Here is a 14602-nt window from a genome sequence, read left to right as displayed (position 1 = left end):
CGGACACTGACGGGCGCCTTAGCCACCCCCGGAGGTATTGTCAAGAGGGCTCTGCTCACCCCGGTGGGTGATCTCTGTGCACGGGACAGCCGCCACCAGACGAAACGGAGACCACGCGTGACGCGCAGCGTGTACGTGACCGGTATCGACCGCGGCGACGGCCGCCAGGTCGTCGAACTGGGGGTCATGGAGCTCCTGACCCGGCAGGTCGACCGGGTCGGCGTCTTCCGTCCCCTGGTCCACGACGGACCCGACCGGCTCTTCGAGCTGCTGCGCGCCCGCTACCGGCTCGCGCAGGACCCCGCCACCGTGTACGGCATGGACTACCAGGAGGCGTCCGCCCTCCAGGCCGAACAGGGCACGGACGAGCTGGTGTCCGCGCTGGTCGACCGGTTCCACCTGGTCGCCCGCGACTACGACGTCGTCCTCGTCCTCGGCACCGACTTCGCCGACACCCAGTTCCCGGACGAGCTGTCGCTGAACGCGCGGCTGGCCAACGAGTTCGGTGCCTCGGTGCTGCCGGTGGTGGGCGGCCGCAAGCAGCCCGCGGAGTCCGTGCTCGCCGAGACCGTCAACGCCTTCCGCGCCTACGACGGGCTGGGCTGCGACGTCCTGGCCATGGTGACCAACCGGGTCGCCCGCGAGGACCGGGACGAGATCGCCGAGCGGCTCACGGACCGGCTGCCGGTGCCGTGCTGGGTGGTGCCGGACGAGCCCGCCCTGTCCGCGCCGACCGTCTCCCAGATCGCGCACGCCCTCGGCGCCGAGGTGGTCCTCGGCGACGACTCGGGGCTCGCCCGCGACGCGCTGGACTTCGTCTTCGGCGGGGCCATGCTGCCCAACCTGCTGGCCGCCCTGACCCCCGGCTGCCTGGTCGTCACCCCCGGCGACCGCGCCGACCTGGTCGTCGGCACGCTCGCCGCGCACAGCGCCGGCACCCCGCCGATAGCCGGCGTCCTGCTCACCCTGGACGAGGTGCCCGGCGCGGGCATCCTCACCCTCGCCGACCGCCTCGCCCCCGGCACGCCGGTGCTCTCGGTGACCGGCAACAGCTTCCCCACCGCCGAGCGGCTCTTCTCCCTGGAGGGCAAGCTCAACGCCGCCACCCCGCGCAAGGCGGAGACCGCCCTCGGCCTCTTCGAGCGGTACGTCGACACCGCCGACCTCAGCAAGCGGGTCTCCGCGCCGAGCAGCGACCGCGTCACGCCGATGATGTTCGAGCACAAGCTGCTGGAGCAGGCCCGTTCCGACCGGCGCCGGGTCGTCCTCCCGGAGGGCACCGAGGAGCGGGTGCTGCACGCGGCCGAGGTGCTGCTGCGCCGGGGCGTGTGCGAGCTGACCCTCCTCGGCCCGGTCGAGCAGATCCGCAAGAAGGCCGCCGACCTGGGCATCGACCTCGGCGACGCGCAGCTGGTCGACCCGGCCGCCAGCGAGCTGCGCGACTCCTTCGCCGAGAAGTACGCCGCCCTGCGCGCCCACAAGGGCGTGACGGTGGAACTCGCGTACGACGTCGTCTCCGACGTCAACTACTTCGGCACGCTGATGGTGCAGGAGGGGCTGGCCGACGGCATGGTGTCGGGGTCGGTGCACTCGACCGCGGCGACGATCCGCCCGGCCTTCGAGATCATCAAGACCAGGCCGCAGGCGTCGATCGTGTCGTCCGTCTTCTTCATGTGCCTGGCCGACAAGGTCCTGGTCTACGGCGACTGCGCGGTCAACCCCGACCCGGACGCGGAACAGCTCGCCGACATCGCGACCCAGTCGGCCTCCACGGCGGCGCGGTTCGGGGTGGATCCGCGGATCGCGATGCTGTCGTACTCGACGGGCACGTCCGGTTCCGGCGCCGACGTCGACAAGGTGCGCGAGGCGACGGAGCTGGTCCGCTCGCGCCGGCCGGACCTCAGGGTCGAGGGGCCGATCCAGTACGACGCCGCCGTCGAGCCGTCGGTGGCCGCGACCAAACTGCCCGGCTCGGAGGTCGCCGGGCAGGCCAGCGTCCTGATCTTCCCGGACCTGAACACCGGCAACAACACGTACAAGGCCGTACAGCGCTCGGCCGGCGCGATCGCGGTGGGCCCGGTGCTCCAGGGTCTGCGCAAGCCGGTCAACGACCTGTCCCGGGGCGCGCTCGTCCAGGACATCGTCAACACCGTCGCCATCACGGCGATCCAGGCCCAGCAGTCCCCCACCGAGTCCCCCACCGAGAAGGCGTCCGACCTGTGAGCGCTGCCCGCGTCCTCGTCCTCAACTCCGGCTCGTCGTCGGTGAAGTACCAGCTGATCGACATGCGCGGCGGCGAACGGCTGGCGGTGGGCCTCGTCGAGCGGATCGGGGAGGAGACCTCACGGCTCAGGCACACGCCGGCGGGCGGCGGGGCCCGTGAGTGGAGCGGAGCCGTCCCCGACCACGACGCGGCGCTGAAGGCCGTCGCGGCGGAGCTGGCCAAGGACGGCCTCGGCCTGGACTCGCCCGAGCTGGCCGCGATAGGGCACCGGGTGGTGCACGGCGGGAAGCGGTTCACCGAGCCGACCGTCGTGGACGACGCGGTGCTCGCCGAGATCGAGCGCCTCATCCCGGTCGCCCCGCTGCACAACCCGGCGGGCCTCGCCGGTATCCGCACCGCGCAGGCACTGCGCCCGGACCTGCCGCAGGTCGCCGTCTTCGACACCGCCTTCCACACGACGATGCCGGAGGCCGCGGCCCGCTACGCGATCGACGTCGAGACCGCCGACGCGCACCGCGTGCGCCGCTACGGCTTCCACGGCACCTCGCACGCGTACGTCTCCCGGGAGACCGCGAAGCTGCTGGGCAAGGCGCCCGAGGACGTGAACGTCATCGTGCTGCACCTGGGCAACGGGGCGTCCGCCTCGGCGGTGCGGGGCGGGCGTTGCGTGGACACCTCCATGGGGCTGACGCCTTTGGAGGGGCTCGTGATGGGTACGCGCTCGGGAGACATGGACCCTGCCGTCATCTTCCATTTGATGCGTGTTGGTGAAATGTCCGCCGACGAGATCGACACTCTCCTCAACAAGGGGAGCGGTCTGATCGGGCTGTGCGGCGACAACGACATGCGGGAGATCCGCCGCCGTGTCGACGCCGGCGACGAGCGGGCGCGGCTGGCCTTCGACATCTACATTCACCGGCTGAAGAAGTACATCGGCGCCTATTACGCCGTTCTCGGACGGGTGGACGCGGTGGCCTTCACCGCCGGGGTCGGGGAGAACTCGGCGCCGGTGCGGGAGGCCGCGGTGGCGGGCCTGGAGGAGCTCGGCCTGGTGGTCGACGGCGAGCTGAACGCAGCGCGCGGCGACGGGGCGCGGCTGATCTCACCGGCCCGCGCGCGGGTGGCGGTGGCCGTGGTGCCGACGGACGAGGAAATGGAGATCGCGTCACAGACCTACGCGCTGGTAAATGGTTCGGGGAATCTCACCTGAGCGGCATCCCGCCCTTTTGTACATTCCGCCAGACGGAATATTCCGCAGCGAAACAAACCGATAGGATCGCCCCATGCGCCGTTCGAAAATCGTCTGTACTCTCGGCCCCGCGGTCGACTCCCACGAGCAGCTCGTAGCGCTGATCGAGGCCGGCATGAACGTGGCCCGCTTCAACTTCAGCCACGGCACCCACGCCGAGCACCAGGGGCGTTACGACCGTGTCCGGGCCGCCGCCAAGGAGACCGGCAGGGCCATCGGTGTCCTCGCCGACCTGCAGGGTCCGAAGATCCGCCTGGAGACCTTCGCGGAGGGTCCCGTCGAGCTGGTGCGCGGTGACGAGTTCACCATCACCACCGAGGACGTGCCGGGCGACAGGACGATCTGCGGCACGACGTACAAGGGCCTGCCCGGCGACGTGACCAAGGGCGACCAGGTCCTCATCAACGACGGCAACGTCGAGCTGAAGGTCACCGAGGTCGAGGGCCCCCGGGTGCGGACGATCGTCATCGAGGGCGGCGTCATCTCCGACCACAAGGGCATCAACCTGCCCGGCGCGGCCGTGAACGTGCCCGCGCTGAGCGAGAAGGACATCGAGGACCTCCGCTTCGCGCTGCGCATGGGCTGCGACCTGGTCGCGCTCTCCTTCGTCCGGGACGCCAAGGACGTCGCCGACGTGCACCGCGTGATGGACGAGGAGGGCCGCCGGGTCCCCGTCATCGCCAAGGTGGAGAAGCCGCAGGCGGTGGAGAACATGGAGGGCGTCGTCGCGGCCTTCGACGCCGTCATGGTCGCCCGCGGCGACCTGGCCGTCGAGTACCCGCTCGAGAAGGTCCCCATGGTGCAGAAGCGCCTCATCGAGCTGTGCCGGCGCAACGCCAAGCCGGTGATCGTGGCGACCCAGATGATGGAGTCGATGATCACCAACTCGCGTCCGACCCGCGCCGAGGCCTCCGACGTGGCCAACGCGATCCTGGACGGCGCGGACGCGGTCATGCTGTCGGCGGAGTCGTCGGTGGGCGCGTACCCGATCGAGACCGTCAAGACGATGTCGAAGATCGTCACCGCCGCCGAGCAGGAACTGCTCTCCAAGGGCCTGCAGCCGCTGGTGCCGGGCAAGAAGCCGCGCACCCAGGGCGGTTCGGTGGCCCGCGCCGCCGCCGAGATCGCCGACTTCCTCGGCGGCAAGGGCCTGGTGGCCTTCACCCAGTCCGGTGACACCGCCCGCCGGCTGTCCCGCTACCGTGCGGCCCAGCCGATCCTCGCCTTCACCACCGACGAGTCCACCCGCAACCAGCTGGCGCTCAGCTGGGGCGTGGAGCCGCACGTGGTGCCGTTCGTGAACAGCACCGACGAGATGGTCGACCTGGTGGACCAGGAGACGATGCGCCTCGGCCGGTTCAGCGACGGCGACATCGTCGTGATCACCGCCGGTTCGCCCCCCGGCGTGCCCGGCACCACCAACATGGTCCGCGTGCACCACCTGGGGGAGACGCGGCGCGGCTGACGTCTCTTGTTCCGGTACGCGGCTGAGGGCGCCCCTGCGGCAGGGGCGCCCTCAGCTCCGTCCGAGCCGGTCTCAGTCAGTCATGTACTGCTGCATCCCGGGGATGTGCAGGGTTCCGCCGAACTGACCGGCCTGCACCACCTTCACGTCGGTGAAGTAGATCAGCGGGATGTCCAGCGGCGGCGGGTGCTCCGGGTCGAAGGTGATCGGGATCAGCCCGAGCAGGTTGCCCGAGATGCTCTCCGTGTACATCACCGTGTCACCGTTGGTGATCGTGGACGTCGACCCCTTGGCCGCCTGCACGTGGTAGGTCTTGCCGATCTGCTCGTCCTTCACGATCTGGTGCAGGTCACCGATGTCGGTGCCCTTCGATATGACGTACTTCAGCACCTTCTTGGTGTTGCCGCTCGCCGTCTTCACCTCGACGATGCCCTCGTACGAAGCTCCTTTGAGGAGCAGGGAGCTGGCCTCGAGATGCCAGGGGTCCTCCGGCAGCGGGATGGAGTTGTCGATCCCGCCCACCTCGTCCGTGGCGACGGGGCAGTCCTCCGGGTCCACGGAGGCGGACCCGGACGGGCTGGGGCTGGGGCTCGCCGAGGCGGTGGCCTCACCAGCCTCCTCCTTGGCGCCCTCCGTCTCCACGTCTGCGGGTTCCCTGGCATCCTCGGCTGCCTCGGCTGCCTCGGCTGCCGCGTCGGGCGCGTCCTTCGCGGTTCCCTCGGCCCTGTCGGCGGCCTTGCCGGTCGCGTCCTTCACGGTGTCGGAGGCACTCCCGGCCGCAGACGCGGAGGGGGTCGGTGTGGGGCTCGGGCTCGCCTCGGTCTTCTCGCCGCCGGTGAAGATGCCCTCGATGGCGTCGCCGAGGCCGTCCAGCAGGCCGCCGCCGCTCTCGGACGCCGAGAAGGAAGCGTCGTCGCTCTGCGGCTCCTTGCCCTGCGAGGCGGAGGGGCTCGGGGCGGGCTCGGCCTTGTCGTCGGAACCTGAATCCGACGAAGAGGCAGCACCCGTCTCCGTGCCCTCGTCGCTGCCGGAGCCCCCTGCCGAGGCCGAGGGGCTCGGCCCGCCCGCGTCGTCCTTGGCGTCGTCGTCCTTGGCGTCGTCGGCCTTGGCGTCGTCGGCCTTGGCGTCGTCGGCCTTGCCGGTCGCCGGCGCCGAGGGGGTGGGGGAGGTGGACGATCCCTTGCCGGCGCCCGTCATGGCCTCCACACAGGCCTTGTACTCCTCGGCCGTCATGCTGTTGGCCGGCGGCGCGCCCTGGTCGTTGCCGTCCGCGAGGGCGAGGGTCGGTGTGAAGCCCAGTCCCATGAGGACCGCCGTGGGCATCGCTGCCAGGGCTATCGCCTTGCCGCCCGGCACGTGGAATCTGGTGAGCAGCGGTTTCCTGGGGGCCGCATGGCGCGGCCCGCGCACCTCGTCAGCCGACACGGTACCCCCCGTTCGGGGCTGCGGCCCCGACACCGTCCGCCTCCCCGCCGTCACCGTGCTCGTGGGAGCCGGCGGCGGGAGACCCCGGCGCGGCGGCGGGGCCTTCGGACGCGTCGTGCTCGGCGCCCTCTCCCCCGGGCCCGTCGTGGGTGGCACCCTCTCCCGTGGGTGCTTCGGGACCGCCGCCCTTCGCAGGCTCCCCGGGCGCCTCCTTGTCGGGTACCCAGGACAGGGCGAGCGCGCCGCCGACCATGGCCAGCAGAAAGCCCACCAGGAAGCCGCCGATGTTGGAGACCACCAGGGAGACCAGGGCGAGCATGATCGCCGCCACTCCGGCGAAGATGCGCGTGGCCTGCTGGAACCAGAGGGTCATCCCGAGCGTTATCAGCAGTACGCCGATGATCAGGGAGGCCGCGCCCCCGGTGGTCGCCATGGCGATCGACATGTTGCCCAGCTTGAGCGTGGCATAGGGGAAGTAGGCGATGGGTATTCCGCCCAACGCGGTGAAGAGGCCTGCCCAGAACGGCCGGCTGCCCCGCCAGGCGCGGAATCGCAGACGCAGCCGGGTGAAGGTACCGGCGCTCTGGACCGGAGTCTCGGCACTCATGAAAAAACAGCTCCCTGGTCCGTCGAACGTACGTATCGGCTCGGCACCAGGCTTGGAGAAGCCGGGGTGGGCCGAGTCCGGGTGTAGGGGGCGGGGAGGAGAACCTCCCCGCCCCTTCTCGGCCGCTCAGCAGACCGAGGTCACCGCGGTGACGGGGACCGTCAGAAACACTCCATCTTCGGGTCCGTACCGAGGCGCATGTTCAGGCCGCTGAGCTTGAAGGTGCCGGCCGATGTCGCCCACGCCGTCTGCTCGACGTCCGTGAGGTCCGCCTTCCTCGCCTGCTGGGCGAAGGCGCCGTCCTTCACGCTCGGGTCCTTTACCTCCGGACCACGAGTCAGGTCCCCGGCCGCCACACCGATGTCGATGTCCTCGAAGGTGGCGTCGGCCTCAAGCTGAGCAACGTCGATGTAGAGGTTCTTGGCCTCCACCTTCCGGTCCTCGTTGGGACCGGCCTCGAGACGGAGGTAGATCGACTTCCCTATGAGGGGAATCTCCGTCTTGACCGACTGGCACATCTTGGTGATCTCTGCGCGCTCGAACGACGAGATCGCGACCGGACGCTGGACCTTCTTGTCACCCTCGGTCGAGGTGTAGGTGGTGTCCATGCCACCGTACTGGGAGAAGCCCCATCCCTCGAGATGCTGGGCACTCACCTTGAATTCCTGGCCGGAGACACTGAACGACGCCGCGAGGGCGCCCTGCGCGAGCCCGATACCCACGGCCGCCGTGGCGGCGACGCTGGGCACCATCACCAAGGCGAACCGCTTCCATCTGGTCCCGCCACGCACCTGGGACTCCATATTTCCTCCTTCTCGGACGTACATCTCCTGGCCTCGGCCGGCCCCGGGATCGGCGGCTCGGCCGGGCAGGGATGGGAGAAGTGCTACGTCCTCGGGAAGGAGAGCGCCCGCGCTCGGCGGCGCGTACGACGCGCCCGAATCACCGGCGATCACCCCCGAGCGACAACCACTGGTCGCGCCTGACACGATCACGCACAACCCTGCTGGACAGGCTTCGCCGGGTGGGCGAAGACCCCCCTGCCCAAGAGCCGGCTCCACTGCCGCCGGCCCTGCTCGGTGGGGACCCAGGAACCCCCGCGACCCGACTGGCTTTCGGGGTACGGGAACGGACCGAGCGTCGCCGATCGTGGTGCATTCTCGCCGTCGACACAAGGGGGTTCGTTACTCGCTGGTAACGGACGGGTCGCCGGGGAACGACACACCGGCCCCGAACGGCGACGCAGGGTGTGTCATACCGACGGAACAAAACCATGGATCGCCGGACAGAGTCCGACAGATCGGCGAGACCGACTTACTCGCAGTAACAGCGGCCGCGATTGCCAAGATTTGGCAAAACGCGGCCGCACTGGCGTTCCGTCGACAGCTCTTTCACACGGGCATCACCCGGACGAACGGTCGCCGACCGCTCGGTTACGGGCGCCCGAACCGCCCCTAGAACAGGGCGCGAGCCAGCGCCCTGCGGGCCGCGGTCACCCGCGGGTCGTCGGCGCCGATCACCTCGAACAGCTTCAGCAGCCGCACCCGTACGGTCTCCCGGTCGTCCCCGGCCGTGACGCGCACCGTGTCGATGAGGCGCCCGAAGGCGTCCTCCACGTGACCGCCCACCAGATCCAGGTCGGCGGCGGCGATCTGCGCCTCGACGTCACCGGGCTTGTCGGCCGCGTCCTGACGGACCCGCTGCGGGTCGGCGTTCTGCACGCGCTGGAGCAACTCGGCCTGGGCCAGGCCGAGTTTGGCCTCCGTGTTGCCCGGGTCCTCGCTCAGCACGTTCTGGTACGCCTGGACCGCTCCGGCCAGATCGCCCGCGTCCAGCGCCCGCACGGCGGCCTCGAGGGCCGCGTCGTGCGGGCCGGCCGGACGCTCGGGGGCGGCGGGCTGGGCGCCCGGCTCCGCCTCGGGGTCGACGGCGAGACCGGTCAGGCCGAAGCGCTCCTCGGCGACCTGCACCAGCTGGTCCAGGGTCTGGCGGATCTGCGCCTCACCGGCGGCACCCTGGAAGAGCGGCAGCGCCTGCCCGGCCACGACCGCGAACACGGCCGGGATCCCCTGGACACCGAACTGCTGCATCAGCATCTGGTTGGCGTCGACGTCGATCTTGGCGAGGAGGAAGCGGCCGTTGTACTCGACGGCGAGCCGTTCGAGCACCGGGCTCAACTGCTTGCAGGGTTCACACCACTCGGCCCAGAAGTCGATGACGACCGGGACCTCGGTGGACCGCTGCAGGACTTCACTCTCGAAGCCGGCCTCGTCGACGTCGATGACGAGATCGGCCGGGGAGACGGCCCCCGCCCCGCCGTGCCGGGCCGCCTCGGCGCGCGCCTGCTCCGCCTTCGCCTTGGCCTCCTGGGCCGCCTTCACCGCGGCGAGGTCGACGACCCCGCTCATGGACATGTTCCGTGGCTGCATGGGCCTATCCTCCCCCGTACTCCGCGCGTGCGTGAAAAGCGGGCCGAAAGCCCGCCCTGAAGTGTTCCGTTGACGCCGGGTCCCCACCCCACGCCGGTGGTCGTCGCTGCGGTACGGGCGGACCCGCACTTTCGCTACGACCCGTAGCGTAATGCCACAAGTGACCCCCGGAACACCCGGCTTCCGTGATCTACATCACGGCGATTCAACGGGTTACCCGCCGGTTAAGGTCGGGGAATGCAGAGCAGTACCCCCGCCGGCCGTACCGGGCGCCCGCGCAGTGCCGCGGCGGACACCGCGATCCTGGCCGCGACGCGGGCGGCCCTGGTCGACCTGGGCTGGTCGAAGCTCACCCTGGGAGACGTCGCCACGCGGGCCGGGGTTGCCAAGACGACGCTCTATCGCCGCTGGACGGGCAAGAACGAACTGGTGGTCGACGCGGTCGCCGAACTCTTCGACGAGCTCCGGCTCCCCGACCGCGGGTCCCTCGCCGCCGACATCGAGGGCGTGGTGCTCCAGTTCGCGGCGATCCTGGACCGCCCGGAGGCCAGGAGCGGCCTGATGGCGGTGGTCGCCGAGTCCACCCGCGACGACGCGCTGCGCGAGCGCATCCGCACGTCGATCGTCGAACGCCAGAAGCGCCTGGTGCTGGAGGGAAGAGCCCGCGCCCAGGCACGCGGCGAACTGCCGCCCGAGCCGGACGCCGCGGAGGCGGCCCGCACCGTGGACCTGATCTTCGACCTGGTCGCGGGCGCGGTGGTGCACCGCACGCTGGTCAGCGCGGAGGCCGCTGACGCGGAGTGGGTGCGCGGCCTGACCCGGGTCCTGCTGGCCGGCCTGGCCGGCTCGGCGGAGGAGCCGGCCGCGCCCCGGCAGGACACGGCCGGCGGGCACCCTCTCAGCGCACGGTGAGGACCAGCTTCCCCGTGGTGCGGCCGGTCTCGCCCTGGGCGTGCGCCCGGGCGCCCTCGGCGAGCGGGAAGGTGCCGGAGACGTGGGCGCGGAGCCTGCCCCGTTCGACGAGGTCGGCGACGGCACACATCCCTGCCCGGTCGTGCTCCACGAGCAGGTTCACGGCGCGGATCCCGGCCTTCTCGGCCGCTGCCCGGGTGTCCGCGGCGCCCGGCAGCAGGGAGACGAGGACACCGCCGGGTCGGAGCACGCCCGCGGACCGGGTGGCGGTCTCCCCGCCGAGGGCGTCGAGGACGACGTCGTAGGGCTCGCCGGTGTCGGTGAAGTCCTCGGTGCGGTGGTCGACACAGGCGTCCGCGCCCAGCTCGCGCAGGAAGTCGTGCTTGGGGGCGCTCGCCGTCCCCGTGACGTGCGCGCCGCGCTCCTTGGCGATCTGTACGGCGAGATGACCGACGCCGCCGGCCGCGGCGTGGATCAGCACCCGCTGCCCGGCCCGGAGGCCGGCGGTGTCGACGAGGGCCTGCCAGGCGGTGAGCGCGGCCAGCGGCAGGGCGGCCGCCTGGACGTGGTCGATCCCGGCGGGCTTCGCGGCGAAGGCGCGGGCGGGTCCGGTCACGTACTCGGCGTGGGAGCCGGCCCCGTGCGGGTAGGGCAGCATGCCGAACACCTCGTCGCCGGGCTGGAAGAGGGTGACGCCGAAGCCGGTCTCCACCACGGTGCCGGAGACGTCCCAGCCGAGGGTCAGCGGCGGCGGGGGCAGGAAGACCGTCAGCGCGCGGTGCTTGAAGTCCGTGGGGTTGAGCCCGGCCGCGTGCACGGCGACGAGGATCTCGCCGGGGCCGGGCGTGGGCCGGGGCAGGGCCGTCAGCCGCAGTACCTCGGTCCGCCGAGGGCCGTCTGGTGCAGGGCGAGCATCACGGGGGCGCCGTCCTGGGCGGCCGCCGGATCCGAGGAGGTGGGGTTCGCAGAGATGTCCGTCGAGGTCATGCCCCGATCGTGCGGGAACGACGCGACCCGGGGCGATGGCAAGAAGGTCATCCTCCGATACATTCCTGCCATGACCGTCGACTCCGCCGCCCGCGCCGCCGAACTGGAGAGCCGGATGCGTCCGGACCCGTTGCCCGGCTCCCACAAGGTCGTCGTCCTCGCGCTGGACGGCGTCTACCCCTTCGAGCTCGGCATCCCGCACCGGGTGCTGGGTTCCGCCGACGGCCGCTACGAGGTGCTGTCCGCGAGCGTGGACGGGCGGCCCGTGCGCACCGACTCCGACCTGACCGTCACCCCCGGGCACGGTCCCGAGGTACTGGCCGGCGCGGACACCGTGGTCATCCCCCCGTACGCCATCACCGCCGCCTCGGCCGCCGTCCCGGACCCGCAGGCCCTCACCGCCCTGGCCCGCGTCCGCCCCGGCACCCGTCTGGTGTCCATCTGCACCGGTGCCTTCCTGCTGGCCGCCGCCGGCCTCCTGGACGGGCGCCGGGCCACCACCCACTGGGCGCTCAGCGACCACTTCCAGGAGCTGTTCCCCCGGGTCGAGCTGGACGCCGGTGTGCTCTTCGTCGACCACGGTGACGTGCTGACCTCCGCGGGCGCGGCGAGCGGCGTCGACGTCTGCCTGCACCTGGTACGCCAGGACCACGGCAGCGAGGTGGCCAACCAGGTCGCCCGCCGCTGCGTCGTGCCGCCGTACCGCGACGGCGGGCAGGCGCAGTACATCGAGCGGCCGCTGCCGCCGGCCGGCGCGACCGGCACCGGGCCCACCCGCGACTGGGCGCTGCGGCGGCTGGAACTGCCCCTGTCGCTGGACGACCTGGCCGGGCACGCGGCGATGAGCACGCGCACCTTCGCCCGGCGCTTCCGGGAGGAGACCGGTCTGAGCCCCGGCCGGTGGCTGACCCAGCAGCGGCTGCGGCGGGCACGGCACCTGCTGGAGTCCAGCGATCTCCCGGTGGAGCGGATCGCCCACGAGGTCGGCTTCGCCACCGCCACCTCGCTGCGGCGGCACCTGGCGGCGGAGGCGGGGGTCGCCCCGTCGGCGTACCGGCGCACGTTCCGTGCCTCCGGCTGACGCCGCTCACCGGGCCGCGGCGGGCCGACGGGGAGTCGCCCGCGACGGACCGGGCCCCGGCCGCGCGGTCAGAACCCCGCCGGCTCCGTGTACACCCCCCACTCCTCCCGCAGCACCCCGCAGATCTCCCCGAGCGTCGCCTCGGCGCGTACGGCGTCCAGCATCGGCTCGATCATGTTGCCGCCGGACCGGGCCGCGGCGAGCATGCCGTCCAGGGCCGTACGCACGGCCGCGTCGTCGCGGGCGGCCCTGCGCTCGCCCAGGGCCCGCACCTGCTCGCGCTCCACCTCGTGGCTGACCCGCAGGATCTCCAGGTCGCCGGTGACGGAACCGGTGTGCACGTTGACGCCGACGACCTTCTTGTCGTCCTTCTCCAGGGCCTGCTGGTAGCGGAAGGCGGACTCGGCGATCTCGCCGGTGAACCAGCCGTCCTCGATGCCGCGCAGGATGCCGGAGGTGACCGGCCCGATGGGGTGCTGTCCGTCGGGGTGGGCCCGGAGTCCCCGCTCCTTGATCTGGTCGAAGATCTTCTCCGCGTCGGCCTCGATCCGGTCCGTCAGCTGCTCGACGAACCAGGACCCGCCCAGCGGGTCGGCGACGTTGGCGACGCCGGTCTCCTCCATCAGCACCTGCTGGGTGCGCAGGGCGATCTCGGCGGCCTGCTCACTGGGCAGCGCGAGGGTCTCGTCGAGCGCGTTGGTGTGCAGGGAGTTGGTGCCGCCGAGCACCGCCGCGAGCGCCTCCACGGCCGTACGGACGACGTTGTTGTACGGCTGCTGCGCGGTGAGCGAGACACCCGCGGTCTGCGTGTGGAAGCGCAGCCACTGCGCCTTGTCGGACCGCGCGCCGTACACGTCCCGCATCCAGCGGGCCCAGATGCGCCGCGCCGCGCGGAACTTGGCGATCTCCTCGAAGAAGTCGAGGTGCGCGTCGAAGAAGAAGGACAGGCCGGGGGCGAAGACGTCCACGTCCAGGCCGCGCGACAGGCCCAGCTCCACGTACCCGAAACCGTCCGCCAGCGTGTACGCGAGCTCCTGCGCGGCCGTCGAGCCGGCCTCGCGGATGTGGTAACCGGAGACGGAGAGCGGCTTGTAGGCGGGGATGCCGGCCGCGCAGTACTCCATCAGGTCGCCGATCAGGCGCAGGTGCGGCTCGGGCTGGAAGAGCCACTCCTTCTGGGCGATGTACTCCTTGAAGATGTCGGTCTGGAGCGTGCCGTTGAGCAGGGACGGGTCGACGCCCTGCCGTTCGGCGGCGACCAGGTACATGCAGAACACGGGCACCGCGGGCCCGCTGATCGTCATGGAGGTCGTCACGTCCCCGAGCGGGATGTCCTGGAACAGCACCTCCATGTCGGCGGCCGAGTCGATGGCCACCCCGCAGTGCCCGACCTCGCCCAGCGAGCGCGGGTCGTCGGAGTCGCGGCCCATCAGCGTCGGCATGTCGAAGGCGACCGAGAGCCCGCCCCCGCCGTTGCGGAGGATCATCTTGTAGCGCTCGTTGGTCTGCTCGGCGTTCCCGAACCCGGCGAACTGCCGGATGGTCCACGTCCGCCCCCGGTAGCCAGTCGAATGCAGGCCGCGGGTGAAGGGGTACTCCCCCGGCCAGCCGATCCGCTCGAAGCCCTCGTACGCGTCCCCGGGGCGGGGCCCGTACACCGGCTCCACGGGGTCGCCGGAGAGCGTGGTGAAGTCCGCGTCGCGCTTGCGCGCCGCGTCGTACCGGGCCTGCCAGCGAAGGCGGCCCTCCTCTATGGCGTCAGCGTCCATACCCTCGAATTTACTAGGACGTCCAAGTAAATGTCGATGGGGTACCGCCGTACGGGTGTCCGTACGGCGGTGAGAGGGCGCGGCGGGGGCCGGCTACGCCTTGGCGGCCGCGGGTGCCTCCGCGGCGGCGAACTTGGCGTCCAGCTCCTGACTGATCCTGCGCTCCACGAAGAACGCGGCGGTCGGGACGGTCCCGGCCAGCAGCACCCACAGCTGCTTGCTGACCTTCCACTTCGCCTTGGAGCCCAGGTCGAAGGCGAAGACGAGGTAGACGACGTACAGCCAGCCGTGCGCGAGGCTGACGACGTGGGTGAAGTCGGCGGCACCGTCCATGTCCAGCAGGTACTTGGCGATCATGCCGAGGCAGAGCAGGATCAGCAGCACACCGGTGACGTACGCCATGACCCGGTAGCGGGTCAGCACGCTCTTTTTCATGGGTCCGAGCGTAACCGTC

Annotated in this window: 11 protein-coding genes and 1 pseudogene; 5 read left to right on the top strand and 7 right to left on the bottom strand. The window is 71.3% G+C overall.

What is annotated here, in order from left to right:
• Nucleotides 1-117 precede the first annotated feature (117 nt).
• The 3 genes from pta to pyk all read left to right on the top strand — a co-directional run bounded on the left by pta (nucleotide 118) and on the right by pyk (nucleotide 4938).
• Complete coding sequence (gene pta / locus ACZ7G3_RS04645; protein ID WP_470923158.1) at nucleotides 118-2223, top strand: phosphate acetyltransferase; 2106 nt, start codon at nucleotides 118-120, stop codon at nucleotides 2221-2223.
• Nucleotides 2220-3434 carry an acetate kinase gene (locus tag ACZ7G3_RS04640; RefSeq protein WP_470923157.1) on the top strand — a complete coding sequence of 405 codons (1215 nt, stop codon included), beginning with the start codon at nucleotides 2220-2222 and terminating at the stop codon, nucleotides 3432-3434. Before pta ends, ACZ7G3_RS04640 begins: the two co-directional genes overlap by 4 nt.
• Nucleotides 3435-3507: 73 nt before the next feature.
• Nucleotides 3508-4938, top strand: a complete 1431-nt coding sequence (gene pyk, locus ACZ7G3_RS04635) for a pyruvate kinase (RefSeq protein WP_426523522.1) — start codon at nucleotides 3508-3510, stop codon at nucleotides 4936-4938.
• Between the two features lie 72 nt (nucleotides 4939-5010).
• On the opposite strand, the gene ACZ7G3_RS04630 is transcribed toward pyk, so the two are convergent.
• The 4 genes from ACZ7G3_RS04630 to ACZ7G3_RS04615 form a co-directional block, all read right to left on the bottom strand.
• Entirely contained in the window at nucleotides 5011-6363 is a 1353-nt protein-coding gene (locus tag ACZ7G3_RS04630) for a hypothetical protein (RefSeq protein ID WP_470923156.1), read from the bottom strand.
• The gene (locus tag ACZ7G3_RS04625) at nucleotides 6353-6970 is read right to left on the bottom strand and encodes a DUF6114 domain-containing protein (protein WP_426523524.1); all 618 of its coding nucleotides are present in this window, start codon (nucleotides 6968-6970) and stop codon (nucleotides 6353-6355) included. Before ACZ7G3_RS04625 ends, ACZ7G3_RS04630 begins: the two co-directional genes overlap by 11 nt.
• Before the next feature lie 161 nt (nucleotides 6971-7131).
• Entirely contained in the window at nucleotides 7132-7773 is a 642-nt protein-coding gene (locus tag ACZ7G3_RS04620; protein WP_426523525.1) for a DUF6230 family protein, read from the bottom strand.
• A gap of 651 nt (nucleotides 7774-8424) precedes the next feature.
• Nucleotides 8425-9399, bottom strand: coding sequence for a tetratricopeptide repeat protein (locus ACZ7G3_RS04615; RefSeq protein WP_426599719.1), 975 nt, complete (start codon nucleotides 9397-9399; stop codon nucleotides 8425-8427).
• 237 nt (nucleotides 9400-9636) lie between these two features.
• Here ACZ7G3_RS04615 and ACZ7G3_RS04610 point away from each other — a divergent pair, with 237 nt between their 5' ends.
• Nucleotides 9637-10311: a TetR/AcrR family transcriptional regulator gene (locus ACZ7G3_RS04610; protein ID WP_470923155.1), complete on the top strand. Its 675-nt coding sequence runs from the start codon at nucleotides 9637-9639 to the stop codon at nucleotides 10309-10311.
• Here the strand turns inward: ACZ7G3_RS04610 and ACZ7G3_RS04605 are convergent.
• A pseudogene (locus ACZ7G3_RS04605) lies at nucleotides 10298-11298 on the bottom strand (NADP-dependent oxidoreductase). The gene ACZ7G3_RS04610 and the pseudogene ACZ7G3_RS04605 overlap by 14 nt on opposite strands.
• 70 nt (nucleotides 11299-11368) lie before the next feature.
• On the opposite strand from ACZ7G3_RS04605, the gene ACZ7G3_RS04600 reads away from it, so the two are divergent.
• Complete coding sequence (locus ACZ7G3_RS04600) at nucleotides 11369-12379, top strand: GlxA family transcriptional regulator (RefSeq protein ID WP_426599722.1); 1011 nt, start codon at nucleotides 11369-11371, stop codon at nucleotides 12377-12379.
• 68 nt (nucleotides 12380-12447) lie between these two features.
• Here ACZ7G3_RS04600 and ACZ7G3_RS04595 read toward each other — a convergent pair whose 3' ends face one another.
• Together ACZ7G3_RS04595 and ACZ7G3_RS04590 are read right to left on the bottom strand one after the other, a co-directional pair.
• Nucleotides 12448-14148, bottom strand: coding sequence for an acyl-CoA mutase large subunit family protein (locus ACZ7G3_RS04595; protein WP_470923154.1), 1701 nt, complete (start codon nucleotides 14146-14148; stop codon nucleotides 12448-12450).
• A gap of 93 nt (nucleotides 14149-14241) precedes the next feature.
• Nucleotides 14242-14583 carry a DUF3817 domain-containing protein gene (locus tag ACZ7G3_RS04590; RefSeq protein ID WP_426599724.1) on the bottom strand — a complete coding sequence of 114 codons (342 nt, stop codon included), beginning with the start codon at nucleotides 14581-14583 and terminating at the stop codon, nucleotides 14242-14244.
• Nucleotides 14584-14602: the final 19 nt, after the last annotated feature.

Source organism: Streptomyces sp. NPDC037271, from assembly GCF_055603605.1.
Note: the sequence above shows the minus strand (reverse complement) of the source record. Positions and strands in the feature narration are given on the sequence as shown.

Coding starts and splice junctions, on each gene's coding strand:
- pyk (WP_426523522.1), top strand. CDS start 3,508: ATGCGCCGTTCGAAAATCGTCTGTACTCTCGGCCCCGCGGTCGACTCC.
- ACZ7G3_RS04625 (WP_426523524.1), bottom strand. CDS start 6,970: ATGAGTGCCGAGACTCCGGTCCAGAGCGCCGGTACCTTCACCCGGCTG.
- ACZ7G3_RS04620 (WP_426523525.1), bottom strand. CDS start 7,773: ATGGAGTCCCAGGTGCGTGGCGGGACCAGATGGAAGCGGTTCGCCTTG.
- ACZ7G3_RS04615 (WP_426599719.1), bottom strand. CDS start 9,399: ATGCAGCCACGGAACATGTCCATGAGCGGGGTCGTCGACCTCGCCGCG.
- ACZ7G3_RS04610 (WP_470923155.1), top strand. CDS start 9,637: ATGCAGAGCAGTACCCCCGCCGGCCGTACCGGGCGCCCGCGCAGTGCC.
- ACZ7G3_RS04600 (WP_426599722.1), top strand. CDS start 11,369: ATGACCGTCGACTCCGCCGCCCGCGCCGCCGAACTGGAGAGCCGGATG.
- ACZ7G3_RS04595 (WP_470923154.1), bottom strand. CDS start 14,148: ATGGACGCTGACGCCATAGAGGAGGGCCGCCTTCGCTGGCAGGCCCGG.
- ACZ7G3_RS04590 (WP_426599724.1), bottom strand. CDS start 14,583: ATGAAAAAGAGCGTGCTGACCCGCTACCGGGTCATGGCGTACGTCACC.